This window comes from Streptomyces sp. NRRL B-3229, assembly GCF_000719505.1.
GTDB lineage: Bacteria > Actinomycetota > Actinomycetes > Streptomycetales > Streptomycetaceae > Streptomyces > Streptomyces griseorubiginosus.
In genome coordinates, this window is the sequence record NZ_JOGP01000017.1 from 34,280 (window position 1) to 59,917 (window position 25,638).

Annotated in this window: 14 protein-coding genes; 6 read left to right on the forward strand and 8 right to left on the reverse strand. The window is 71.6% G+C overall.

Annotation, left to right across the window (positions count from 1 at the left end; translation table 11 throughout):
* The first annotated feature begins 1 nt into the window (after position 1).
* Genes IF54_RS0125545 through IF54_RS0125560 form a run of 4 tightly spaced genes read left to right on the forward strand, consistent with a single transcriptional unit; the run spans position 2 to position 10,118 of the window.
* On the forward strand, positions 2-2,077 hold the full coding sequence (locus IF54_RS0125545; RefSeq protein ID WP_030322611.1) for a phage tail protein: 2,076 nt from the start codon (positions 2-4) through the stop codon (positions 2,075-2,077).
* Positions 2,070-4,307 (forward strand): DUF6519 domain-containing protein, encoded by a 2,238-nt coding sequence (locus IF54_RS0125550; protein WP_030322612.1) that lies wholly within the window; start codon positions 2,070-2,072, stop codon positions 4,305-4,307. Before IF54_RS0125545 ends, IF54_RS0125550 begins: the two co-directional genes overlap by 8 nt.
* Positions 4,308-4,319: 12 nt before the next feature.
* Positions 4,320-6,905, forward strand: a complete 2,586-nt coding sequence (locus IF54_RS0125555) for a vWA domain-containing protein (RefSeq protein ID WP_030322613.1) — start codon at positions 4,320-4,322, stop codon at positions 6,903-6,905.
* 36 nt (positions 6,906-6,941) lie between these two features.
* Complete coding sequence (locus IF54_RS0125560) at positions 6,942-10,118, forward strand: eCIS core domain-containing protein (protein WP_030322614.1); 3,177 nt, start codon at positions 6,942-6,944, stop codon at positions 10,116-10,118.
* Here IF54_RS0125560 and IF54_RS0125565 read toward each other — a convergent pair.
* Entirely contained in the window at positions 10,075-13,092 is a 3,018-nt protein-coding gene (locus tag IF54_RS0125565; protein WP_234439057.1) for an AfsR/SARP family transcriptional regulator, read from the reverse strand. The two genes, IF54_RS0125560 and IF54_RS0125565, sit on opposite strands and share 44 nt — an antisense overlap.
* Before the next feature lie 361 nt (positions 13,093-13,453).
* On the opposite strand from IF54_RS0125565, the gene IF54_RS0125570 reads away from it, so the two are divergent.
* Positions 13,454-14,125, forward strand: a complete 672-nt coding sequence (locus IF54_RS0125570; RefSeq protein ID WP_234439061.1) for an IclR family transcriptional regulator — start codon at positions 13,454-13,456, stop codon at positions 14,123-14,125.
* 47 nt (positions 14,126-14,172) lie between these two features.
* Here the strand turns inward: IF54_RS0125570 and IF54_RS0125575 are convergent, their stop codons facing one another.
* Positions 14,173-15,054, reverse strand: a complete 882-nt coding sequence (locus IF54_RS0125575) for an NAD(P)H-binding protein (protein ID WP_030322620.1) — start codon at positions 15,052-15,054, stop codon at positions 14,173-14,175.
* Positions 15,055-15,156: 102 nt separating this feature from the next.
* Between IF54_RS0125575 and IF54_RS0125580 the strand changes: the two genes are divergently transcribed.
* Positions 15,157-16,101 (forward strand): LysR family transcriptional regulator, encoded by a 945-nt coding sequence (locus IF54_RS0125580; protein ID WP_078852102.1) that lies wholly within the window; start codon positions 15,157-15,159, stop codon positions 16,099-16,101.
* A gap of 72 nt (positions 16,102-16,173) precedes the next feature.
* Here IF54_RS0125580 and IF54_RS0125585 read toward each other — a convergent pair whose 3' ends face one another.
* The 6 genes from IF54_RS0125585 to IF54_RS0125610 all read right to left on the reverse strand — a co-directional run bounded on the left by IF54_RS0125585 (position 16,174) and on the right by IF54_RS0125610 (position 25,610).
* Positions 16,174-19,365, reverse strand: a complete 3,192-nt coding sequence (locus IF54_RS0125585; protein WP_030322624.1) for an RICIN domain-containing protein — start codon at positions 19,363-19,365, stop codon at positions 16,174-16,176.
* An 84-nt stretch (positions 19,366-19,449) separates the two neighbouring features.
* Positions 19,450-21,201: an amylo-alpha-1,6-glucosidase gene (locus IF54_RS0125590; RefSeq protein ID WP_030322626.1), complete on the reverse strand. Its 1,752-nt coding sequence runs from the start codon at positions 21,199-21,201 to the stop codon at positions 19,450-19,452.
* A 64-nt stretch (positions 21,202-21,265) separates the two neighbouring features.
* A complete protein-coding gene (locus IF54_RS0125595; protein ID WP_030322627.1) occupies positions 21,266-22,111 on the reverse strand; it encodes a carbohydrate ABC transporter permease in 846 nt (281 codons plus the stop codon).
* Complete coding sequence (locus tag IF54_RS0125600; protein WP_030322628.1) at positions 22,108-23,118, reverse strand: carbohydrate ABC transporter permease; 1,011 nt, start codon at positions 23,116-23,118, stop codon at positions 22,108-22,110. Before IF54_RS0125600 ends, IF54_RS0125595 begins: the two co-directional genes overlap by 4 nt.
* A gap of 20 nt (positions 23,119-23,138) precedes the next feature.
* The gene (locus tag IF54_RS0125605) at positions 23,139-24,383 is read right to left on the reverse strand and encodes a sugar ABC transporter substrate-binding protein (RefSeq protein WP_030322629.1); all 1,245 of its coding nucleotides are present in this window, start codon (positions 24,381-24,383) and stop codon (positions 23,139-23,141) included.
* Between the two features lie 171 nt (positions 24,384-24,554).
* Complete coding sequence (locus IF54_RS0125610) at positions 24,555-25,610, reverse strand: LacI family DNA-binding transcriptional regulator (RefSeq protein WP_030322630.1); 1,056 nt, start codon at positions 25,608-25,610, stop codon at positions 24,555-24,557.
* Positions 25,611-25,638 lie beyond the last annotated feature (28 nt).

A 25,638-nucleotide genomic window follows, 5' to 3' on the forward strand; every position in this document is an offset into this window, starting at 1 on the left:
CATGCGCCTGTTCGGCCTCACCGCCACCGGCCACCCCGACGGCAACCGCGTCGACCTCACCTGGTCCTACCCGAAAGGGGTCTCGGAGGCCGGCGTGCGTGTGGTCCGCCGGGAGCGCACCCACCCGGCGAACCCGGACGACGGCACCACCGTCGACCAGGGCATCGGTCTCGTCCGTGCCACCGACAAGGGCCTGCTCGGCGAACACGTCTACTACTACGGCCTGTTCCCGTACACCGGCCACCCGCCGGTCTACGACCCCGACCCGCACAACGTGGCCACCGCGACGGCCATCACGCCGTACGGTTTCGGCGAGCGGCTCTACGGACTGCTGCCCGCGATCCACCGCCGCTACGACGCCGACCTGCCGCCCGCCCACCAGGACCCCACGGCATCACCGGGCACCGCCCCCGGGCAACTGCGCGCTTTCCTCGGCCTGCCCGGCGCGGAACTCGACCGGCTCTACAGCCTGGGCCGCGCCGCACTGTCGCTGACCGACCTGGAACGGGTCGACGGACGGCTGCTGCCGCTGCTCGCCCAGTGGATCGGCTGGCACACCGACCACGCCCTGCCGATCGCCGCACAGCGCAACGAGATCCGTTTCGCCCCGCGCCTGTACCGGACCACGGGGAGCGTTCCCGCCCTGGACGCCACGGTCGCCAGGGTCACCGGCTGGTCCAACCGCACCAAGGAGTTCGTCCACAACGTCGCCCGCAGCAACCGGCCGGAACGCCTGAACCTGTGGTCAGCCCTGCGCGACACCACAGGCCGCTGGAGCGAGCCCGCGCTCGCTTCGGTCGACTTCGCCCACGACGGCCGCCCGGCCGCCGTCGAGGAGGCCGACGGCTCGACGCTGGTCTTCTACCACACGCGCCGCCGGCACGGCTGGGACATCTGGTCCAAGCGGTACACCGACACCGGCTGGCAGCCGAGCCTGCCCGTCACCGACGGACCCACCGCGGACAAACACCCCTCCGCCGCCCGCCAGGGCGACAGACTGTGGCTCTTCTGGCAGACCTACGACCCCGCACAGGCCCCGGGCGAACAGCGCCGGCGCATCGCCTTCACCACCCGCACGGGCACCCGCTGGAGCGCACCGGCCGTCTTCGGCGACCCCTCGGCCGAACGCCGCGCACCGACCGCGGTGGCCGACGGCAGCGGCGGTCTGTGGCTGTTCTGGCTGGAACGCGTCTGCGGGGTCTGGCAGATGCGCCACAACCGGCACGACGGCACCGCCTGGCAACTGACCACGCCCGCCGCCTTCCCGCTGGACGGCGGTCAGGACCCGCGCGTCGAGGACGACCTGTGCGCGGTCCTCCACCCCACCGCGGCCGCCGGACGGCTCTGGCTGTTCTGGGCCCGGCACGAACCGGCGGGACCGGCCGGCCAGAGCCGCTGGAGCGTCGTCTACCGGGTCAAGCAGGGCCTCGACCCGGCCGCGTCCGACTGGTCACCGGTACGGCCGCTGCCCAGGAGCGGCACCCACCACGACCGGCAGCCCGCACCCCTCGTCGCTCCCGACGGCACCGTGGAGGTCTTCTGGTCCTCCACCCGCGACGGCGGCTGGTCGATCCAACGCGCCGGCCTCACACCCGCCACCCTCGCCTGGGGCAGCCCCGAGCAGGTCGTCGGCGATCCCTCCGCGAGCCGCGGGCCCCTGGCCGTGCACACCGGCCCGAACACCCTGCTGGTGTACCGCTCCAACGCGTCCCTGCCCCACACCGACGAGGACTCCGGCACGGTCCGCACCCTGGACCACCGCTACGCCGGAACCACCACCGCCGACACCCGGGACACCGCGAAGCGCCTGCTGCGCGGCACCTTCGAGGACTTCCAGACCTACACCTACGACACCGGCTCCGGCGGCACCCGCACCGGCGACGACCGGATCTCCCGCGACACGGTCGGCCTGTTCCTGATCCCGGACAGTACCGATCCGGTGCGGATCGCCGAGGTCGCCACCCGGCTGGCCGGGACGCTCGCGGACGTCACGCCGGTCAGCACCCGGCCGGTCCTCATCACACCACCGACCAGCGGCCCCGGCCGCACGTCCCGGGAAGGGGACCGCCGTGGGTGACTTCTCCCGCAGCACCTTCGACCGCGTCAAGCACTACGTGGGCGTCCGGCTCCAGCAGGGCGTGCCCCTGGTGGACGCCGACTGGAACGAACTGGAGGACATCCGGCGCTTCGAGGTCGAGGCGTTCCTCAAGTGGTTCGTCGGCGACGGAGTCCCCGCCGGCAACGACGGCTTCCGCATCCAGGCCGCCGCGGGCGGGGGAGTGGGCACGATCCGCCTCTCCCCGGCCTCGTCCGCCGGTCCCGGGTCCTCGGTGAGCGTGGACCTGAGCGCCTCCACCGCCGCCGCGGCCCTGGGCTTCACCGCGGTCAACCGACAGGCGGCCCGCGGCCTGGCCCCGGCACGGCTGACCGGCGACGCCGCCCAGCCGTTCGCGCTGAGCCCCGGAATGACCCTCGTGGTGTCGGCGAACGGGGCGCCGCCGCAGACCGTGACCTTCACCGCGAGCGGCTTCGCCGACCTCGGCGCCGCCACCGCCGCCGAGGTGGCCGCCGCCGTCAACGCCGCCGCGAACCGGGTCACGGCGACCGTCGCCACCGGCAACGACTTCTTCGTCGCCGGTGGCGACGGCACCCCCGAGAGGGCCGGGCGCTGTCTCGCCGACGGCCGCGACGCGGTGCACGAGGGCCGGATCGCCTACTCGTCGCAACCGCTGTACGCCAACCCGGCCCTGGCCACCGCATGGGGCGTGCCCGTCGTCGCCGAACTCTCCGCCCCCACCTCCGGCAGCCGCACCGACCTGGTCTACCTCGACGTGTGGGACCGGGAGGTCACCGCGGCCGAGGACGACACCCTCGTGGACCCGCTGATCGGCGTCGAGACCTGTGTGCGGGTGCGACGCGAGTGGACCGTGCGGGTGCGCTCCGGTGCCACCAGGGCACCCGCACCCGGCGACAGCGACCACGTGGCCGGACACGCCTACCTGCCGCTGTCCCGGCTCGCCCGGCAGTCCGGGACCGCGGCCGTCCGGAGCACCGCCCTCACCGACCTGCGGCCGCGCAACCTCCAGATGCCGCCGAGCACCCTCGTCGACGACGTCCTGGGCACCAGCCCAACGGACTACCGCCAGGGCCTTGACCGCCCCAGGGTGAGCCTGCGCGACGCGATCAACGCGCTGTTGGCAGGCCAGCTCCCGCCCAGCCCGGAGATCTCGGTCTCCCCGGGGGAGAAGGCGGACCTGCTGAACAAGGCCAGCGTGGTCGACGCGGCCGGCGGACTCGTCGCCGTCTGGCAGTCCCCGCGCTCGGGAAGCAACCAGATCCTCGCCGCCCGGCTCGACCCGGCCCGCCCCGAACTCGGCTTCTCGCTCGCCCCGCCCGTCACCACCGAGGGACAGAACATCGAGCCCGCGGCGGTGGCCCTGCCCGGCGGCGATCTCGTGGTCGCCTACCAGAACGGACTCCTTGACGGGCCGGCCACGGACGTCCTGATGAAACGCGGACCCCTGGCCGGCCTCGGCGCGGCCACCGCCCAGCAGGTCGCCGCCACCGCCAGCCCGGTCTCGGACCAGCGGGTGCGCGCCGTCCTGGCCGGCGACCAGGTCGTGTTCTTCACCCACCAGAGCAGTTCCACGCTCAAGCAGTGGTTCTACCGGCGCTACCGGCACACCGACAACGTCTTCCTCGACGTCGCCCCGGTCGCCCTGTCCGCGACCGGACTCACCCAGCGCGACCTGCACGCCGCCTCGGCCGACGGCAAGGTGTGGGTGGCCTACGCCGACGGCACCAAACTCCAGATCCTGCGCTTCACCCCGGTCGCGAGCTCCGGGAACCCGCAGGACCCGCCCGTCATCGACCTCCAGAAGGACTTCGCGGCCACGGGCGAACTGACCGTCTTCGTCCTCGCGCTCAGCGCCGCCGAGGTCCTCGTCCTCTACGACGACGGCACCGGCCTGACCGTCGTCGCGGGCAACAACGGCGTCTGGACAACCGTCAAGGTGCCCGACTCCGACGCCGCCGACGCCCAGCCCGCCGCCGTACGCGACGCCGACGGCACCGTCTACCTGGTCAGCAACAGGCCCGCGACCGGCGGCGGCAGCGATCTCGTGCTGCGCCGCCGGACCGTCATCGGCGGCAACTGGACTCCCGCCCAACGCCTCGTCTCGGGCGCCCAGGCCAACCTCAGTCCGCATCCCTTCCTCGTGCCCGACCTGGGCCTGTGGCTGCTGTGGGTCAGCACCCGCACCGGGGACGCCGACATCTACGCCAAGCAGATCATCACCGCCATCTAGGGGGAACCCCGCATGCCGGCACCATCCGTCAACCCGATCACCGCGAGTCAGTCCAGCTACACGGTCTCCGACTCCTCCGCCTTCGTCGCCGTGTTCGAGGCGGACATGAACGCCCTGGACGAGCAGGGCTTCACCCTCACCTACCCGGACAACCTGCCCGGGCTGTCCCTCTCCCTGATCCACATCGACTCCGCGCCCAACACCGGACGCAGCGCGCCGGTGCCGCTGCCGGCCGGCGGCAATGTCTCGCACTACTCCGTCAGCGCCACCCCGCCCTCCGCGTCGGGCGGTGTCGTCACCCTCGCGGTCAACATCAACGAGAGCGGCGGGAACGGCAGCGCGCCGCAGGAACGCTGGGAACTGCGCGCCTCGGCGGACGCGGCCGCCGCCTGGACCCTGAGCCTGTCCAGCGGGAACGTCGACGTGAACTGGCTGGCCGTCGACCCGGTCGCGGCACTGACCGTCCCGGCGCACGCGCTGGAACTGCAACCGGTCGACCTCAACGCGGGCGGCGCCGTGTCCGCGCACACCATCGCCGGGTCCCTGCCCGCCGGCATCACCTTCAGCCCCGAGTACCACTGGGCCTACACCGGAGCCGCGCCCATCCTGGAGATCACCACCGACACCACGACCACCACACCGTCCCTGACCGTGCACACCCCGGGCGTCTACGAACCCGTACCGCTCGACTTCACCGTCTCCACCACCCTCACCGACCCGGCGAACATCTACACGGGCTTCCTGCGCAACACCAGCGTCCCCGCGCGCATGACGGTCGCACAGCGGGCGCAGAACATCGTGCTCGTCCTCGACCGCTCCGGCAGCATGGCCCTGGAGAACCGGTTCGAGAACGCCAAGACCGCCTGCCGGGTCCTCATCCACCTCTTCAACGGGCTGCGGGAGAACCTCAACACCGCGGACCGCGTGGCCCTCATCGCCTTCGAGGACGAGATCGCCGGATTCCGTGCCGGTCCGCCCTCCGGCCGCATCGAGACCCTGCTGCCCCTCACCCCGCTGCCGGAGGCCGTCGCCGCGATCGACGACCCCAAGTTCGACTTCGGGGCCCCGGGCACCAACACGCCGATCGGTGACGGACTCATCGCGGCCATCGACCTCCTCGCGGGCTCCGGGCCCCTGACCGATCAGCGGTTCACCATCATCATGTGCACCGACGGCCAGGAGAACAGCGGTCACGTGGCGCTGGTCCCGTCCTCCGCCGTCAACGGGGCGATCTCCTTCCAGGACGCCGTCAACGGCAGTCCGGCCCGCCGGGCCGTGCTCGACCCCAGCCGCTGCAAGCTCTCCACCATCGCGCTCGGCCCCACCGCCGACCAGGACGTCCTCAGCCGGCTCGCGACCTTCGGCGCCGGACGGTTCGCCCTTGTCGACAACCCCAGCGAACTCGCCGGATCCTTCGGGCAGATGCTGGCCAACGCGCAGACCGTCAACCTGCCGGCCAAGCAGACCACCCCGACCACCGGTCTGCCGGACCCCGACGGCGCGATACCGGCCGTCTACCTGTCCACCGAGCCGGACGCCGACCGCCTGGTGCTCGCGGTCACCCCACCGGACGGCCAGACCCTCTTCACCGGCACCATCCAGCTCGCCCGCTGGGACGGCTCCTCCTACATCCCCGAGAACATCACCATCCTGTCCACCGCCTCGGACCGGGCCACGGCCGTGGCCAAGCTCCCCGCCCTCGCCCAGGGCGCGCCCGTCCACTGGCGGGTCATCCACGGCTCCGGCCCCTCCACGGCCGAACCGCTCGCCCCCGGCCAGGTCCTCGCCTACGTGGACCTGCACCTGCTGGCCGACATCCAGCTCGACCAGCCCGCGTACCTCACCGGCGACCGCATGAACCTGACCGTGCGGATCCGGCAGGACGACCGGCCCGTCACCGGTGCCACCGTCAAGGCCGTGCTCGACGCGCCCGCCTTCGGACTCGGCGAACAGCTCACCGCCCTCGGCTCCACCCCCAGCGACCCCGTCAGGAGCGACCAGGACGAGCCGACCTGGCTGGAGGGCCGCATCGGCACGCTCATGAGCCACAGGAAGTGGCATCACCTGCCGCGCCACCGGCCGACCGGCGGCCTGTTCGTCGACGGCACCGACGAGCTCTTCGACCCGGACGGCAACGGCAACTACACCAACACCTTCGCCCAGGTCTTCAAGGAGGGCACCTACACCTGGCACCTGTCCGTCGACGGGCGGGACGTCAACGGCAACGCGTTCACCAGGGAGTTGGACACCTCCACCTTCGCCGGGGTGAAGGTGGACCGCAAAGCCACCACGATCAAGGTGACCCGGCTGCACAACGACCCCAGCGGGATGCTCGCCGCACTGGTCGTCATCACCCCGCAGGACGCCCGCGGCGAGGACCTCGGCCCCGGCAAGGACGACTCGGTCATCTGGTCCCTGCGCGACGGCACCTTCCAGCACGTCCTCCAGCACCAGCCCGCCCCCGTGGCGACCGACGGCACCTACCGGCGCGTCATCCTCTTCTCCAACCGTCAGTCACCCGCGCTCGTGGTCCGCGCCGCCAAGGTGGTGCTGCCGACGATCGACGTCCGCAAGCGGCTCCAGGGCTTCTCGGACTGACCACTCACAAGGCACCACCAGGGACGGAGGCCGACGGTGTTCGAGCAGCAGGCAGCGCACCGGTCCGCGCACGACCGGACGGGAGACCCCGCCCGTCGGCCCCCGTCCCCGGCCCGCCCCGTCGGCGACGGACTGCACCGCGCCTTCGGCAACGGCGCGCTGGCGGCCGCCGCCGAGGCCGTCCGTGCGCTGGACGGCCCGGGAACCCCGCTCGGCGCCGGCCCCAGGGCCGCCGCCGCGCGGGCCGTCGGGCATGATCCCGGCGACGTCCGCGTCCACACCGGGCCGAGGATCCGCGCGGCCGCCCGGGCGGCGGGCGCCGCCGGATTCACCTTCGGCCGCGACATCGGCATAGCCACCAGACCGGGCGAGGAGGCCCCGCACGCCCTGCTGGTCCACGAGGCCGTGCACGCGGCCCAACAGGGCATGGGCGGCCTCGCGAGCACCGAGGCCGCGGAACACCAGGCCGCCGAGGCGGGCCGGGGCACCCGCGCGACGGCCCTCGCCGGCGTGGCGGCGCCCTATGTCGCCTGGGCACCGGAGGACTGGCTGCACAGCACACCGGACGTCCGCCGCTACGGCCTGTCCGATCTCACGGACGAAGCACGCGCCGTCGACGAATGGCTCGACCGGCAGATCTCCTCCACCCCCGAGACGGATCGGATGCTGGAGGCCAGGGCAGCCCTGCGGGCCGAACTCGCCCGCCGCGCCCCGGCCCTGACAGCCGCCGGACCCCGTGGCCGGCCCGCGGCTGCGCGCGGCGCACGACGTCCGGCCGCCACGGCGCCCGAACCGGCCCTCCCGGACACCGAGATGCCGCATGTCCTGCGCGACCGTGCCAGCACCGCTCTCACCGACCCGGCCGAGATCCGCGCCGAGTCCGACCGCATCGCCGCCTGGCTGCTCAGGCCGGACGTCAGCCGCGCCGACCGGGCCCTCCTCCGCGAGGAACTGGCGCTGCTCGCCCCGGCCGTCGCCGCCGACCTCGACCGTGCCCGCACCCAGCGCCGGCAGACACGCCTCGCCCGTGCCCTGAGCCCCACCACCACCCAGGACCGGGCCGGCGTCCTCGCCAACCTGCGGATCATCGACTCGATCCGGCCCTACCAGGCCGCACCGGGCTCCGCGTACGTCATCCACGAGGGCGAGATGCTCGTCTTCCCTCTGGAGACCGCCCAGCGAGTACGGGCCGAGGTACTGACCTCGCTCGCGGAGGCCGCCCGCCGGGCGCGGGGAATGAACGACTCCACGCAGTTCCGCATGAGCGAACACCTGCGCCTCAACTACGAGGAGCACGAGGTGGTGGGCTTCCTCGTCAGCGTGTTCAGCGGAGAGGAGCCCGTAGCATTGCAGAGCCGCATGCTGGGGCCGCTCGCCGAGTCCAACATGGCTCTGGCGCGCTTCCGGGCGGCGGCGCGCGGTGGATCCCTCGCCGACATGGGGGACGCTGTCCTCACCGCCGTCGAACAGGCGGACAGGGCCCAGCAGATCGTCCTGGACGGCATCGACCGTGCCGTGGCGACGGCTGGGGCGATCGTGCACGGACTGGAGATCACCCGCAATCTCGCCTTCGCCGTCGCGCTGTCGGTGGGCGCGGTCCTGGCCGCCCCGGTGGTGGCCGCCGGAGTCGCCGGCCTGGGCGCCACCGGACTCACCGCGACCGTCCTCACGGCCGCCGGTACAGGTGCCGTCGTGGGCGGCGAGGGAGTGGTCCTCGGGTTCACGTCGGGCGCCGGCGGTGAACTGGTCGCCGGGCACGGGGTGCGCGCCGCCCTGTCGGCCGGTGTCGACGAGGGAGCGCGCGTCGGGGCGCAGGGTGTCCAGATCGGCGTGGGCGCAGGCGTCGGTCTCGCCGCGGCCCGCACCCTCGGCGTCGGCGCCCAGGGCCTGTCACGGCTTCAGTCGCTCGGCCGGGGCGCGCTTGCGCAGGGCGCAGGAAACGCCGCGGGCGGGATCACCGGTGCCCTGCTGACCCCGCCGGAGGGGACGGGACGCGGCGAGGCGGCGGTGCGGGCCGGCCTGACCGGACTCGGCCTGGGCGCACTCGGCGGCGTGGCGGGCACCTATGCGCAGGGCCTGTCCTCGCCCGCCGCCCAGTGGGCCGTCGGCGCCGCACTGCCGTCGGCCGTCGAGGCCGGGGCGACCTACCTTCAGACCGGTGACCTGTCCCAGTCCTTCCTGTCCGCCGGAACCTCGCTGGCGGTCGGGGCCCTGGTCACCGGACGTCCGACAGGGCTGGGCGAGAGCACGCAGCAACGGGCCTTCGAGGCCGGGCAGTCCGTCCGACGGGGTGTCACCTCGGTCGGCCGGCAGGTGCGGTCGTACGTGGCGGGCGCGGCGATCGGTCTGGCCGACCCCGTGCCCGCGCTGCGCCTCCAGCAGACGTCGTCGTCCATCACCCTGTCGGGCGGACAACGGCCCGGCGCGGCCTCGCCCCGCACCGGAATCCCGGAGCTGGAAGCGCCGAACGCCCCCGCGCCGCAGCCCCGCACCGCCCCCGCGCCGCAGTCCCCGGCCGACACCGCGGTCGCGCAGGCATCCGTTCCCGATCACGCCGTCTCGTCGCCCGCCACGGTGATCTCGCCGCAGACCCGGGCCCCGGCCGTGTCGCAGCCGCGCCTGCTCGCCCAGTACGAGCGCGTCGCCAACAGCAAGATGGGCGCGGTGGTGCTCGACGTGCTCAGCCGTCAGCGCACCACTCCCACCCGGACCCGGCTGGGCCAACTGCGCCGGCAGTTCGACCAGTTGCGCGGGCAGGTCGGCAACGGCCCGTTGACGCCGGCCCAGCGGGCCGACGCCAACGCCATCCTCCGCGAAGCGAGGGACCTGGCACGGGCCGACTTCGACAACGTACGGGACGCGATCTGGCGCCGGCTGCGCGCCGACACGGACCTCCGCCAGATCGAGGGGCAGCTCCAGACCACGGGCGACGCGGCCCAGGGAGGGACCGCGCTGCGGGTCAACACCCGCAGAGGGGCGGGCACGGAGTTCGAGTCGCTGGGCGTGGAGCACCGCACCCGGTTGTCGGACGACCCCTGGCGGTACAACGACCCCGCCAACCTGATCGTCACCGACGCCGCCCAGAACGAGCAGTACCTCGAAGCCCTGCGCCGGCACGGCTCGATCTGGCCGACCGGTGATGTCGAGGACTTCGTGATCCGGCACGGCCTCAACGATCAGGGAGTGGACTTCGGCCCCAAGACCCGACAGTGAGGAGACCGAGCCGTTCGAGGAGAACGGCACGCAGCGGATCCGCGTCCGGGAGCCCGAGTTCAGCGGTGACGGCCAGGGCCTGGGCCCAGGCGACGCGCGCCGGATACGGGCGCCCGGTCGTGTCGTGGACGTCGCCGAGGCAGAGGAGCCCGGCGGCCTCGCCGTGCCGGTCACCCGTCTGGTGGAAGAGTTCGAGGGCCTGCTGGTAGTGGTCGACGGCCTTGGTGTGCTCGCCGAGCCGGTGGCGGATCCAGCCCAGGCTGTCGTGGATGTGGGCTTGGCCGTTGAGGTCCCCGGTCTCCCGCGCCGGCTCCAGCGCCAGGAGGCAGTGGGCCAGCGCCCTCCGGTGCTCGCCGAGTTGCGCGAGGATCCAGCCGATGTGGTTCAGGGCGGCGGACTCTCCGGCCCGGTCGCCGGCCGCCCGGTGGTGGGCGAGGCTCTCGTGGGCGTGGCCGAGCGCCTCCTCGTGCCGGCCGTGGGCCTCCGACATCCGCGACAGGTGCTGATGGATACGGGCCTGCCCGGTGTCGCTGCCGACCTCGCCGAACAGCTCCAGCGCACGCAGATAGTGGGCCCTGGCCTCGTCGGGACGCTCCAGCCGGTCCTCGGCGAGCCCGAGACCCCGGTGGGCCTCGGCCTGGCCGACGACGTCGCCCTCGCGCCGGGCGGCGTCCAGGGCCGTGGTGTGCGCGGCGATCAGCGCCCGCCGGTTGCCGTGCCGGTCGAGATAGGTCGTCAGGGCGGAGGCGAGCCGCCAGGTGTGACCTGGAAAGCCGGACACGGACGCCTGCTCCACGGCGGCGAGCAGGACCTGCTGCTCGGCGCTGAACCACGACTGCGCCTGCCGGTGATCGGTCAACTCCACCGGTGTGGGACCGGGTTGGGCCCCAGGCAACGCGTCCGGGGTCGGGCGGGGGGTCAGCAGAGCGTCCGCCCGGTGGGCGGTGTGCAGGTAGAAGTCGAACATGCGGTGCGCGGCGCGGTGTCGTAGGGCGTCGTCGTCGATCCCGGTGACGAGTTCGGTGGCGTAGGCGCGCAGCAGGTCGTGGAAGGCGAAGCGCCCGGCGGGCTGCTCGGTGAGCAGATGTCCGCGGACCAGTTCGGCCAGCAGCACCCGGGTCCGGGCGGCAGGTGTCCCGGCCAGGGCGGCGACGGCCGGGAGCGTGGCGTCGGGCCCGGGGTGCAGAGCCAGTAATCGGAAGAGCCGTGCGGCCTCGGTGCCGAGCGCCCGGTACGACCACGAGAACACCGCCCGCACCTCACTGCTCGCATCGCCGCCGTCCAGGGCGTCCAGCGGCCCCTCGGCTCCGCGTAGTTCAGCGGCGAGTGCGGCCAGCGGCAGTGCGGACTGGGCGGCGGCCCGTGCGGCGACGATCGCCAGGGCGAGCGGCAGCCCCGCGCAGCGCCGGACGATCTCCTGGACGGCGGCGGTGTCGGCTGTCACGCGGTCCGCGCCGAGCCGGCGGGCCAGCAGTTCCCGGGCCTCGTCGGCGGAGAGCAGGCCGACGGTCAGCAATTGCGCGCCCTCGGTGGCGGCCAGCCCCGTCAGCGACCGTCGGCTGGTGATGAGGGCCAGGCAGCCCGGGGCTCCCGGCAGCAGCGGGCGGACCTGCTCGGCGTCCCGGGCGTTGTCCAGCACCATCAGCACCTTTCGCCCTGTCAGAAGACTGCGGTAGAGCCCGACCTGTGCCTCGAGGCCGGCCGGTATCCGGGTCGGCGGCACGCCCAGGGCGTCCAGGAAGCCGCGTATCGCCTCCGCCGGGTCCATCACCGAGCCGCTCGGGGCGAATCCGCGCAGGTTCACATACAACTGGCCGTCAGGGAAGGACGGTTGGGCCAGTCGTGCCCAGTGCACGGCCAGGGCGGTCTTGCCCACGCCCGCCGTGCCGGACACCGCGGTGATGACCACCGCGGAGGGCTGGTCCTCCGCCGAGCCGAGGATGTCCGTGAGCCGGGCGAGCTCTTCCAGGCGGCCGGTGAAACCCCTTACGCCCATGGGCAGTTGACCCGGTGCGATACCCGGCCAGGGGGGTGCCCCCGGGCCGGGGGAGGCCGTGACCCCGGTCCCGGGCGCCGCCGGGGGCGGCGGCTCCTTCGTCCGAGGCTCCGGCCGGTCGGCGGATCGGGTCGGCCGCGGCCCCGGCGGGGCGGCGAATTCGCCCGTCCGGGAGATCGGTCGGGCGACCGACTCGGCTGTCCAGGAGACCGGTCGGGCGACCGACTCGGCCAGGCCGCCCCGCAGGATCGCCTCGTGGACCGCGCGCAGGCCCGGGCCGGGATCGGTGCCCAGCTCCTCGGCGAGCCGTTTGCGGACGGCGGTGTAGCAGTCCAGCGCCTCCGCGCTGCGCCCGGCCGCGTGCAGGGCCCGCATCAACGCCTCGGTCAGCGGCTCCACCAGCGGATACTCCTCCAGGAGTTCGGTCAGCGGGCCGATCACGGTGACGGGGTCGCTCAGGCGTGACTCCAGGCGGGCCCAGGCGACCGCGGCGTCCGCGTGCTGCCGTCGCCATGCCTCCCGGACCTGTGCCACCCACTGGCCGCCGAGCCCCGCCAGTGGCTCCCCGTGCCACAGTCCGAGCGCCTCGCGCAGCAGCGCCGCCCGCGCCTCGTCGGTACGTTCGCTCTCCCGGGCCCAGCCGCTCAGCTGCCGGAACCGGTGGATGTCCACCTGGTCGGGGCGCGCCTCCAGCAGATATCCCCCGGAGCGCCGCAGCAGCCGTAACCGTGAAGTCCCCAGCATCTCGGTCTGCTCGCACAGTCGGCGCAGCCGGGTGACATGGGCGTGCAGCGCGCGCCGGGCCCCGTCCGGCGGTTCGGTGCCCCACACCCGTCTGATCAGCACGTCGACCGGGACCGGGCGACCGGTGTCCACGGCCAACGCGGCCAGCACGGTCCGGCGTTGCGGCGGCCCGACTTCGACGGTCCGAGCCGCCAGCGAGAGCTCGACCGGACCGAGCAGGCGCAGTTCCGTCACGACTTCCACACCTCTCGCGCGGGTGGCCATCACCTGGTGCACACATTCTCGCGTCGGGCGACAACCTATCGACAACGTTCTCAGCCACACTCGAACTTCAGTCTGGTGATGCGGAATTGAGTCTGCTGGAGCGTCGGGCACCGGTGCACGGCGGCGCTCCGTACACGGGGACAGCGGCGCGGGGCCGGTCGGGCGGCAGCCGGGGGAGAGGGTCGTGAACGAGGCACTCAGAACGCCGGCGGCAGGCGCGGTGCAGGCGCCGGCGCGGCAGCAAGAGCATCCGTACGAGCCGTGTGTTCCGCGTGTGATGCCTGGCTCGCCGCCGTCGCGGTCTGTGGCGGACGGGGGCGGACGCAGCGTGATGGAGGGGGCGTTCGCGCTGCTGGGTGCGGTGGAGCGGGCGGGGGAGGCCGGGCTGACCCGGCTCGCGGCGGAGTGCGGTCTGCCCAAGACGACGGCGTACCGCCTCCTGGAGCAGCTGGTCGACCTGGGGGCCGTCGAGCGGAGCCGTGGCGGCTACCGCATGGGACCGCTGGTCTTCCGGCTCGGGAGGAGCTGGCAGCCGTATCCCGGCCTCCGCGCCGCCGCGCGTGCACCGGCCCGCCGCCTCGCGCGCCTCACGGGCGCGACCGTGGCGCTCAACGTGCTGCGTGAGGGCCAGACGCTGGTCCTGGACTGGACGCCGGGGGACGGCGTCGGCGCGATCGGCGCGCTTCAGGACGGTGCCACCTTTCCGTGGTTCACCGCCGCGGGCAAGGTTCTCGTTGCTGGGGCCCATCCGCACACGCTGAAGGGCCCGCTGCCCGCGGCCTGGCAGAGGGAGGCGGAGACGATCCGGGAGCGGGGCGCCGCGTTCGACCGTGAAGGGGTGGTGTCCGGTGTCTGCTGTGTGGCCGTAGCCCTCCGCGGCCCGACCGGCGCACCGCTCGCGTCCCTCAGCCTGGTGACCGGACCCGAGCACAGCCTGGACCGTTTCGTGGGCGCGGTGCAGCAGACGGGGCGGATGATCAGCGCGGCCCTGCGGGGCCGTTGAGCCGGAGCGGCTTGCTGTACGCGTCGTGCGGCGGCCGTCCGTCTTGGTCAGGCCCCGGTCGGGACGGCAGGCTCGAGGACGTCCTGGCACCACTGGCGGAAGCCGGTGGCGCACACCGCGTCATGGGGTTCGGCGTCGTAGATGCCGTTGTTCTGCGCGTTGACCATGTCGGCCCATTCCCGGGCCAGCGAAGGGCTCGCGCCGTGCTGCACCAGGCGGGCCCGGAAGTCGGGGAGGGGAACCTGCTCGTAGCGCACCTGCCTGCCGAGGGTTCCGGAGATGATCTCGGCCATGGCGTCGGGGTTCAGGTTGTCCGGGCCGACCAGGGGAATGCGGGCCTGCCCCTTCCAGGTGGGGTCCAGCAGAAGGGCTGCCGCCGCCGCGGCCACGTCCCGAGTGGCGACGGTCGGCAAAGGCCGGTCCGCGCTGTTCGCCAGGGAGAACACGCCCTGCTGCGTGATGGGCTGGGCCTGGCGAAGGATGTTCTCCATGAAGAACGGCAGTGCCAGGGCCCGGTACTGCACGCCGGTGCTCTCGATCAGTTCGTCCATGTCGAGCGCGGCCGACAGGAGTCCTGCCTCGCCGTCGTACCCGTGCCCCAGTGAGGTGACGTGCACCATCCGCACGCCCCGGCTCGCGGCTTCCTGGGCTGCGGCCCGGGTGAAGTCCAGGTAGTGGCGTCGGGCGGGTTCGGCGTCGTGGAAGTCGGCCGGCGGCACGAGCCAGAACAGCTGGTCGGCGTCCTGTAGTGCCTTCGCGATCGTGTTCGCGTCGGCGTGGGAACCCTCCACCACCTCCACCTGTGTGCGCACGCGTTCCGGGAGACGGGAGGAATCGCGGGCGATCACCCGGACTGCCGCGCCACTGCCCAGGACTCGGTCCAGGATCTGTCGGCCGATGTCACCTGTCGGCGTGGTAATGACGATCACGAGTGCCTCCATGGACTTGGTGTCGGGCTGTTGTGTTCGAGTGAACCCGGCGCAACGACACAGGTGAAGGACCACTTCGAGCGCAATTGATACTCTGGAGGTATGAATGATCTGGAGGTGCGCCAGCTCCGCTACTTCGTCGCCGTCGCGGAGGAACTGCACTTCGGGCGCGCCGCCGAGCGGCTGGGCATGGCGCAGCCCCCGCTGTCCCGAACGATCCGCGACCTTGAACGACAGCTCGGCGTGACGCTGTTCGAACGGACCACTCGGCAGGTGAAGCTCACCGGTGCCGGAGAGGTCCTGCTGCGCGATGCCAGAACCGCCCTGGAGGCGGTCAGCGCCGCCGCCCACCGGGCCCGGCACGCGGGCAGCGTCTCGCCCCGGCTGCGCATCGCCCTGAAGGCCGACATCGACGGCGGTCTGCTGCCGCAGATCCTGGACGCCTACAGCGCCGACCGAGCCGTCCTGCCCCCAGAACTGGTCCTCGGTGGGATCGGCGCGCAACCCCAAGCGCTGCGCGACGGCCTCGCCGACGTCGCGCTCGTGCTGCGCCCCGTGGACGAGCGTGGACTGGACAGCGAGCCATTGCTGACCGAGCCGGTCCTGGTGGCCATGGCCGCCACCGACCCGCTCGCAGCCCGGACCCAGCTGTGCCTGGCGGACCTGGCCGGCCGCAGTCTCCTCGACGGCGCACCGGCCGATGAGGGCCCAAGTGCGCCGTCCTCGCCGGGGGAAGCTGCACCGGCCTCCAACTTGTCGGAAATCTTCAGCCTCGTGGAGACGGGCAGCATCGTGTTCTTCACGCCCACCTCGGTCGCCCGCCGCAACCCACGCCCCGGGGTCGCTTTTCGGCCGGTGAGCGACGTCCCGGACTGCACCCTGGCCGTCGCATGGCCCGAGGATGCCCACTCACCGGCCGTCGCCGCCTTCGTCCGCGCCGCGGTCGCGGTCGCCCACGACGCACGAGCAGAGACCGCCGCCCGACACACGCGCGGGTCAGGCTCCGGCATCTCCCGCCACCACCGGACGGGCCAACGCTCAGGCTGAGAGGGCCACGACCGGATGTCGTGGCCCTCTCGGATTCTGCACAGGCAGGGGAGGCGCGGGATCCGCTCCTCGTCAGTCCTTGCCGGCAAGCCTCCAGATCTGGTTCTTCTTGGTGGTCAGGGTGCTCCCGGTGTCGCAGGTCCACTGGTGGACGAGGGCGCCGGGTGCGGTGGAGATGGTGCTGACGTCCACGCACTTGCCGCTGTGCACGGCGACGAGCTGGTAGTCGTGGCTGTTGCCGAGCGCCGTCACCGGCCGGAGCGTGAAGCGCTGGTTGGGGCCGTTGAGGCAGGTCCACTGCTGGACGGCGGCGCCGTCTGCCGTGGAGAGCTGGCTGATGTCCAGGCACTTGCCGCTGTAGTGGTTGACGACGGTGTAGGTGTCCGTCGTTCCGGCGACCGGGTGGAAGTCGAAGACCTGCTCCTGTCCGCTCCCGCAGGTGTTCTGCCGGTACTGGGTGCCGTCGGCGGTGGACTGACCGGGGTTCTCCAGGCAGAGCCCGCTGTGCTGGGCCACGGCCGTGGAGGAGAAGCCGGTCGCAGCACCGATGTGCAGGCTCGCGGGGGCGAAGGAGACCTGGTCCAGGTGGGGCGCGGAGCTGGACCGCATCGGCTGGCCGATGTCGCTGCCGCCGCCGGAGTAGACGACGCCGACGGTGGTGCCGTCCCAGTTGTACAGCTGTGAGGCCGTGAACTTGACGCTGTTGGCGCCCTTGGTGAGGGTCACCGGGACGGTGTAGTTCTGGAACTGGTTCCAGTGCAGGGTGCTGGCGAAGTTGACGCGGGTGGCGGTGCCGCCGTTGACGCTGACGTCGGCGTGCTCGGCGTACAGGTCGGGGTTGTAGTGGTTGGAGGGCAGTTCCTCGTTGTTGGCGAAGCGCATGGTCATGGCGTAGGTGCCGGCCGCGGTCGCGTTGACGTTGAGGGTGAGGGAGTTGGCGGTTCCGTCACCGATGCCCTTGACGACGCCACCGTTGGCCTGGCTGTAGGTGTTGTCCACGGCCGCGGTCCCGGTGAGGGTGCCGTTCTCGGCCTGGTAGGTGACGACGTTGCCGGTGGTGACGGGGTCCGAGGCGCTGAACGGGGTGACGGCCAGGTCGTCGAGGGCGAGCGTGCCGCCGGAGCCGGTCACCTTGACCTTGTTGATGCCGCCGTTGAGGTACACCCGGTTGGTGGACGTGTACCAGGCGCCGGTCGTCGCACCGGAGAGCGTCTGGTCGTTGACGGTCCTGCCGTTGACGGTCAGGGCTGCCTGGCCGGTGTTGCGGAAGCGGGCGGTCAGGTCGGCGTATCCGTCCCGAGCGGAGTAGACCCAGAACGTCGCCGACTTGCCGGAGGTGAGGTTGACCGCGCCGGCGCCGGACTGCCCCTGGGAGGCGTAGGTGGCGGTGGCGCTGTCGGAGAGGTTCGCCTGCTCGGCCTCGTAGAGCGTGGTGCCCTGGACGGAGGCGTCCTTGTACTGGAGGTCGATCTTGTCGATGATCGCGTCGCCGACAGTCGCCGCGCCGTTGTCGCCGGTGGTCGCCAGGGTGATGGTGTGGCTGCCCGCGGTGAGGTGCACGGTGGCGTCGTCGTGCCCCCACACCACCCACTGGAAGCCCACCGGGATGTCGATCCGGGTGGAGGCGCCGCCGTCGACCCGCGCGTAGATGTTCGTCGGGCCCTTGACGTCGGGGTCCTTGGCGTAACTGTTGCCGAACACCGAGAGGTTGTAGTCGCCGGTGGTGGGCACGGAGACGTTGAAGGAGATCACCGTTGTCGAGCCGGTACGCAGGCCTCCTACGTCCTTGGTGCCGGAGGTCGCGAACTTGCCGACGTTGCCGGTGGTGCCTTCGGTGTTGATGTCGTAGCCGCTGCCGCTGAGCGTGGCGTTCTCGGCCTCGTACGTGCCCCGCCAGGTGCTGTCGGAGGCAGTTGAGCTGCCGGTGCCGCCGGGGGAGACGATCACCTGGTACGCGGACATGGCGTCGAGACTGATCGGGACCGTGATCGAGCCGTCGGAGCCCACGGCGACGTCGGCGTCGGAGAGCCGGGTCGGCGTGGCCGCCGCGCCGATGTAGCCGCTCCAGCGGTCCTGGAACACGCTGACGTGCACAGTGTTGCCGAAGACAGCGGGGTCGATGTTCTTGATGACCGTGTCGGAGGCACCGCTGGTGCCGCCCCCGGCGAGGATGACCCGGGCCTGCTTCTTGGCCGTGTCCAGGCTTGCCACGCCCTGGAGCGTGTAGGCGGCGTTGGCCCCGCTGCTCGTGACCTTGACGGTGTTGCCGCCCTTCATGGAGCTGTACCAGTTGTACAGCCACCACTGGGCGTTGGGCGTGTTCTGCGCGGCTGCGGAGTCGCCGAGGTTGCCGTTGATGTTCCAGTACGGCAGGTTGCCGTCGACCTTCTCGTCCTCCATGCCCGCGATCCACTGGACCATCTGGCCGGGGTCGGTCAGGTGGTAGCGGTGGGCGTACTCGTTGAGGTTGACGGTGATCGGGGAGACTCCGGCGGAGGCCTCCGCGGCCCGGTAGGCTTCGACCGTGCTGCGGACGTCCGCCGGGCTGCCCAAGGTGTGCCAGGTCACCACGTCCGGCAGGCAGCTGTTGGTTTTGCAGTAGCTGAGGAAGGTGCTGAGGGTGGAGGCGCTGAAGCCGGCGAGGTTGGGCCCGGCCAATCGTGCCGCCGGCCAGATGCCCTTGATGAAGTTGTAGGTCTGGCGCCACTCGGAGTTGAAGGCGGCCAGCGTCGACGAGTTGCTCCGCATGCCGTTGAACCAGCCAATGTCCGGCTCGTTGTAGGGCACGAAGACGATGTGACTGGCGTACGGGCTGGCCATCGCCTGTTCGACCTGGGTCTTCATGTACCCCTGGTACTGCGCGTAGCTGGTCCGTTCGTAGACCGTGCGGTACACGTCGGTCATGTAGATCATGACGTCCCTGCCGCCGCTGTCCACGAACGGCTTCGCTATTTCCAGGGCGTCCGAGCCGGGGTGCTGCTGACCGTCCTGGTACTTGGTGTTGGTGGTCGTCAGCCCCATGCCCTCGATGAGGTTGTTCGTCGGAACGTCCGGTCCGTACAGGCCGTACAGCGCCCCGGAGGCGCCGCCGCGGAACGCCCCGGTGGAGTTGCCGAGGTCGACGGTGAGGGTGGGGCCGGCGGCGGAGGCCGGTGTCGCCGTCACGGCGGTGACGCCGGCGACGAGGGTCAGCGGAAGCAGCGTCGTCGCGACGCCGCGGAGAAGGCGTCTCGCGGCCGAGCGTCTTTGCCCGATTGCTGGCATGTGCTTACGTCCCTTCGGATGGGGTTGTTGTCGCTGTGCTGCCGGCCCCCGTGCCGGACGTGTGGGTGGGTCGTCGCTCGCGGTTCAGGCGACGGTGGTGGCGGTGTCCGCGCGCCGCTGGTGGTCGCGGGCGAGGAGGAGGTAGCTGCTGGCGGTCCAGGTGTAGGCGCGGTCCCGCAGGCCGGTGCCGGTGACGGCGTCGAAGTTCTCGGCGAAACCGTGGGTTTCGCACAGGGCGCGGAAACGGGCGCTGATGTCGTCGGCCAGCCGGTGGTGGCCGGCCCGGCGCAGGCCGTCCTCGATGAGGACGGTGGCGGGTGCCCAGATCGGACCGCGCCAGTAACCGTCGGACAAGTAGTGCGGTGACGTGGGCAGTTCGGTGGCCAGTCCGTACGCGGTCAGGTGGCTCTCGACCCGGGCGGCCAGGGCCTTTCCCACGTGCTCGGGGAGGTGCTCGCCCAGGGCCACCGGCATCAGGTCCAGGAGGCTTGAGCTTGCCCAGGTCGCGGTGCTGTCGGCGCCGCGCGTCTCGAACCGTTCACCGCTCCACAGCTCGTCGAGCATCGCGGCCTGGGTGGCCTCGGCGGTTTGGGCCCACCGGTGGGCGTCGTCCGGCTGGTCCAACTCATTGGCCAGGACGGCCAGTTCCCGGAGCTGGAGGACGAGGAAGGCAGCCAGGTCGGCGGTGACGACGACGCGCTCCGGGTCGAAGGTGGTGGCGTTGTCCCAGCCGCTGTCGTTGCCGTGCTGGTAGTGCGGCAGGGAAGCGCCGGGGGCGCGCCGGGCGGTGAGCCAGAAGTCCGTCCACCGTGCCAACCTGCCGTAGATCTCGACGAGGTCCTTCCGGCTGAGGGGTTCGGGCAGCAGTCTGCGCAGGTGGGACAAGGCCCAGCCGTGGATGGGCGGTTTGACGAAGTTGTACAGGACCTCGGAGTGGGCCACGGAGTCGGGCAGAGCGCCGGTCTCGTCCTGGTGGTCGAAGGGCAGGGAGAACTGGTCCCAGGCCAGCTGCGGGTTTCCCGGCGCCAGGGCGAGGGCGTTGAAGCAGTGGTCCCAGCTCCAGACCTTGTCCATCCAGTGCTTGGACATCAGCACGGCGGGGCGGGTGACCAGGCCGGCCGGGCGGACGGTCGCCGACCAGACGACGTAGGCGGCGAGTTCGACGGCCGGGGTGTCGGACGAGCGCCAGGGGGCTACGGCGTCGACGAACTCGGCGAACGACTGGCGTGCGGCCTCCATGACCTCGCCGAACGCCGCCGACGAGCGGTAGGGCTGGCGCGCACTGTCGATTTCCTCGATCGCGAGCTCCCACGATCCGTCGGCCCCGGCGGTGACCGCGAGACCACGGTCGCCGGCGCCCAGGGCCTGAGCACCGGACACCTCGGTGACCGTGCCGGACAGCACGGTGATCCGGTAGCGGCGGCCGGTCTCGTACGAGGTGAATATGTGCGCGTCGGCCACGGGGTCGCGATAGAAGTAGGTGCCGCTGAAGGGGGTCAGGCTCTGCGCCGCCGCGGTGACACGCAGCCCCAGCCGCTCGCCGCGCACGCGTACGGTGTCCGGCGTCTCGTACGCGAGGTCCAAGCGGCCGCGCTCGCCGAGCCAGCTGAGCAGGCCCGGGGCCGCCTCGACACGGGTCTCGGCGCGCTCGCCCGTGGCCGCGTCCTGGGGGACCAGGCGCAGGACGGCGTGCATGCCGTTCTGGTGCGAGACGAGGTGGAGGTCCTCGGAGCGTGTCTTCTCCGCCAGCACGGGAGAGAAACCGAACCAGGATCCGTGCGTGCTGAACGGGATGTCGTGGACGGAGAACTGTGGGCCGGATCGGGCGGCGGTCATGTGGTGCAACTCGTTTCTTGGGCAGGAGAGTTCGGGGGTCTGCCGTCGGCCGGCGGGGCAGTGGTCAGTCCTTGACGGCACCGGCGGTCACGCCGGCGGCGACGTAGCGCTGGGCGAGGACGAGGATCACCGTGGCGGGCAGGGAGGCCACGACGGCGGTGGCCATGATGGCGTTCCACTGCTGGTTGTTGTTGCCGATGTAGTGGTAGATGCCGAGCGTGATGGGTTCATGGGCGCCGCCGTTGGCGAGGGTGCTGGCGAAGATGAAGTCGGACCAGGACCACAGGAACGCGAACAGCGAGACCGTGACGACCGAGTTGCGGCTCATCGGCAGGACGATCGACCAGAAGGTGCGCAGGGCCCTTGCTCCGTCCATCTGCGCGGCCTGGATCAGCTCGCCCGGGATGCCGGACATGAACGCGGTGAAGATCAGGACCGCGAAGGGGACGGCGAGGGTGGAGTCGGCGACGATCAGTCCGGGGACGGACTGGAGCAGGCCGAGCTGGAGGTAGATGGTGTAGAAGCCCATCGCCATGATGATGCCGGGGACCATCTGGGCGACCAGGAGGAGAAAGCTGAGTACGCCTCCTCCGCGTGGGCGGAGCTTCGCCAGCGCGTAGCCGGCGGGCGCGGCCACGGCCACGGTCAGTACGACGGTGCCGAGGCCGATGACCAGGCTGGTGCCGAGGTAGGGCAACTGCTGATCGAAGACGGCGCGGTAGCCCTCCAGCGTGCCGTGGACGGGGAACAGGTCGGGCGGGCTCTTGCGCATGTCCTGGTCGCGGGTGAAGGACACGTTGATCATCCAGTACACCGGGAAGAGCATGGCCGCGGTCAGCAGGACGCCGACGGTCGTCTTGACCCATGTGCGGTTGCGGTGCCCTGGGGTGCTGAGGGCGATTCCTGTCATGACAGCGCCTGCTTTCGCTGGACTTTCAGGTAGATCAGGCCGAAGACCAGGGCGGCGACGACGAGCAGGTTGCCGACGGCCGCGCCGGGGCCGAAGGCGGGCAGCAGGTTGCCGAAGCCGAGCTGGTACGACCAGGTGGCGAAGGTGGTGGACGAGTCCGCCGGGCCGCCCTTGGTCATGATCCAGATGATGTCGAAGACCTTGAGCGTGTAGACCAGGCCCAGCAGCAGGGTGATCGCGGAGACCGGGCGCAGCAGCGGGAAGGTGATGCTCCAGAAGCGGCGCCAGGCGTTCGCCCCGTCCAGGGCGGCGGCCTCGTACAGGCTGGTGGGGATGGACTGAAGGCCGCTGTACAGGACGACGAGGTTGAACGGGACGCCGATCCAGATGTTGGCGATGATCACCGAGGTCAGGGACCAGGAGGGTGAGGTCAGCCAGTTGACCGGGCCGACGCCGAAAGCGCCCAGCAGGGTGTTGATGATCCCGGAGTCGCTGTTGAGCATCCAGGACCAGGTGGACGCCGACACGATCAGCGGCAGCAGCCACGGGACGAGGAACAGGGCGCGCAGGGTGGCGGAGAGCCGGAAGTTCTGGTGGAAGAAGACCGCGAGGGCCAGCCCGATGGCGTACTGGAAGACCAGACAGACGGCGGTGAACACCACGGTGTGCAGCAGGGCCGGGGCGAAGGTCGGGTCGTCGAAGATCTTGCGGTAGTTGGCCAGTCCCGTGAACGGCGCGTCGCCCTGGACGAAGGAGCGGACGGTGTAGTTGCGCAGGCTCAGGTCGAGGTTGCGGTAGAGCGGATAGGCGTAGAAGAGAGCGAGGTAGAGGGTGACCGGGGCGAGGAAGGCCCAGGCTGCCCTCCCCCAGGCTCCGCCCGGGGGGACCCCCGGCTGGGAGGTCGGACGGCGCCGGGCTCGTGCGCGGGCCGGGGACGGGGCGGCGGTGGCCGCCCCGTTCCGGCTCCGCACCGACCGGCGTTTGGGCACCTGTGTCATGGGTTTCATCGGCTGGCCGGAGTCCTCGACTACTTGACGGCGGACTGTGCCGAGCCGAGGGCGTCCTTCGGTGACGCCGACCCGCTGAGGGCGGACTGGACGGCCTTCCACAACTGCTCGGATATCTTGGGGTACTTGGTGCCCAGGTCGTCACTGGTGCGGCCCTTGGCGGCCTTGACCGCGTCCACCCACGGCTTCAGCTTGGCGTTCGCGGTCACCTGCTGGTCCTGGACCTCAGTGGTGGGGGCCACGTAGGACAGCGTCGTGTCCGTCTGGAGCAGGTTCTGGCTGTTGGTCAGGCAGGACACGAGCTTCTGGGAGGTGGCGTAGCGGCCGGTGTCCTGCTGGACCGGCATCGTGACGAACTCACCGCCCGTCGGGGCCTCCGCGGCTCCTCCCGTGGCGGCGGGGACGGGGATGACCCCGTAGTCGAAGCCCGCCTTGTCGGCGTTGGCGAGCTGCCAGGTGCCGTTCTCCGCGAACGCGTAGTCGCCGCCGGCGAACTCCTGCCAGCTGGTCGTCTGGGTGTTGTTGATCACCGAGTTGGGGGCGTAGCCCTTGTCCAGCCAGCCCTTCCAGAGCGACAGCGCGGAGGTCGCCTGGGCGGAGTCGAGCGCGGTCAGCTTGGCGCCGGAGCCCCAGAACCAGGGCAGGAACTGGAAGCTGCCCTCCTCGGTACCGATCGCGGAGAAGGTGATGCCCTTCTTGCCCGCCGCCTTGACCTTCGCCAGCGCCGCCGTCAGGGACGTCCAGTCCTTGACCGAGGAGATGTCCACCCCTGCCGCCTTGAGGACCTTCTTGTTGTAGTAGAGGGCGAGGGTGTTGGCGCCGATGGGCGTGCCGTAGGTCTTCCCGCCCGACTGACCTGCCGCGAGCAGGTTCGGGCTCACCTTCGACGTGTCCAGCTTGTTGTCGTCGGTGGTGGTCAGCACGCCCGCCTCGGCCAGCGTGGAGACCACCGGATTGTCGACGATGAGGATGTCCGAGGAGTTGCCCTGCTGTGCGGCCAGCAGCGCCTTGTTCGTCAGGTCGCTGGTGTCGAACGCGGTCCGCTTGATCTTCACGCCGGCCTCGGTACCGCAGCCGTCCAGCAGCTTCGTCCACTCCGAGCCCTTGCTGAACTGCGGGTACGGGTCCCAGATCGTGTACGTCTTGCTGTCCGCGCCCTTCGTGGACGTACCGCTCGCGCCGGAGGAGCACGCGGTGGCGCCGGTGGTGACGGCGACGACGGTCAGGACGGCGGCGGTGAGACGCCTTCTGCTGGTTCGCTTCATTGCGGTTCCTCATGAGTGCGCGGCACGGGTGTGCCCTGGAATCGGCACGGCTGTGCCCTGGGAGTCGGCACAGGTGTGCCCTGGAGGGTGTCGGGGACTGCTGGGCTCGGGACGGTGAGTCCCGCCATCGCCCGGTATTTCGTGCGGAGTGCGGGGGGATGGGAAGGGCGCTCAGGGGTGCGCGGGGGCACCGAGGTCGGTGGCGGCGCCGGCGGGCCCGGGGCCGGGGGGAGCGGTGCTGGCTCGCAGCGAGATCGGCGGCGCGAGCAGGTGGTGGCGGGCGGGCGCGGCGGGATGGTTCAGCCGCTCCACGAGCAGTTCCACAGCGAGGCGGCCCATCTGTTCCGCCGGCACGTCCGCCGCGGTGAGCTGCGGGGTCACCGTCTCCGCCCACCTGCCGGCCACCACTCCGGTGACGGAGAAGTCGTGGGGCACCCGGCGGCCGGCCTGAGCCAGCCCCCGGTAAATGCCGCCCAGTGCGGCCTCGTTCAGCGTGACCAGGGCCGTGGTGGCCGGGTCGTCGTGCAGGATCTGCTCCAGGCACGCCTGGCCCGAGGCGGCGTCGTCCCCGCAGCAGTACGTCCGGACGGTCAGCCCGCGTTCCGCCGCGGCCTTGGTGAAACCGTCCAGACCGCGGTGCGCGGACTCGTACCCGGCCCGCAGCAGCGGCTCGGGACGGTTGACGAGGGCGACCCGACGGTGACCGAGGTCGGCCAGGTGATGTACGCAGGCCGCCGCCAGCACCGTGTGATCCAGGCCCACCCACCAGCTGCCCTGCGGATTCGCGGTGCGGCCGATGGCGACGGAGGGGAATCCCACCTCGGTGAGGTGGTCGAGCCGGTCGTCCTGAAGACGCATCTCCATGAGGATCGCGCCGTCGACCCGCCGCTCGCCCAGCAGCCGCTGGAACGAACGGTCGCTGTCCGCGCCGCTCGGTGAGAGCAGCACATCGTAGTCGTGGGCTGCGGCGGCCTCGGTGACGCTGCCGATGAAGTCCAGCTGCATGCCGGTGTAGTGGTTCCCGGCGGGCGGGAAGACCAGACCGATGGTGTTGGTCCGGCCGTTGGCCAAGGCCCGGGCACTCGCGTTGGGCTGGTAGCCCAGTTCGTCGATGACGCGCTGGATCTTGCGGCGGGTGTCCTCGGACACGGGGCGCTTGCCGCTCAGGGCGTACGACACGGTGCTCCGCGAGACACCGGCCCTCTTGGCAATCTCACCGATGTTCACGGGGACTCCTCGCCGAAGACAGTCGAAC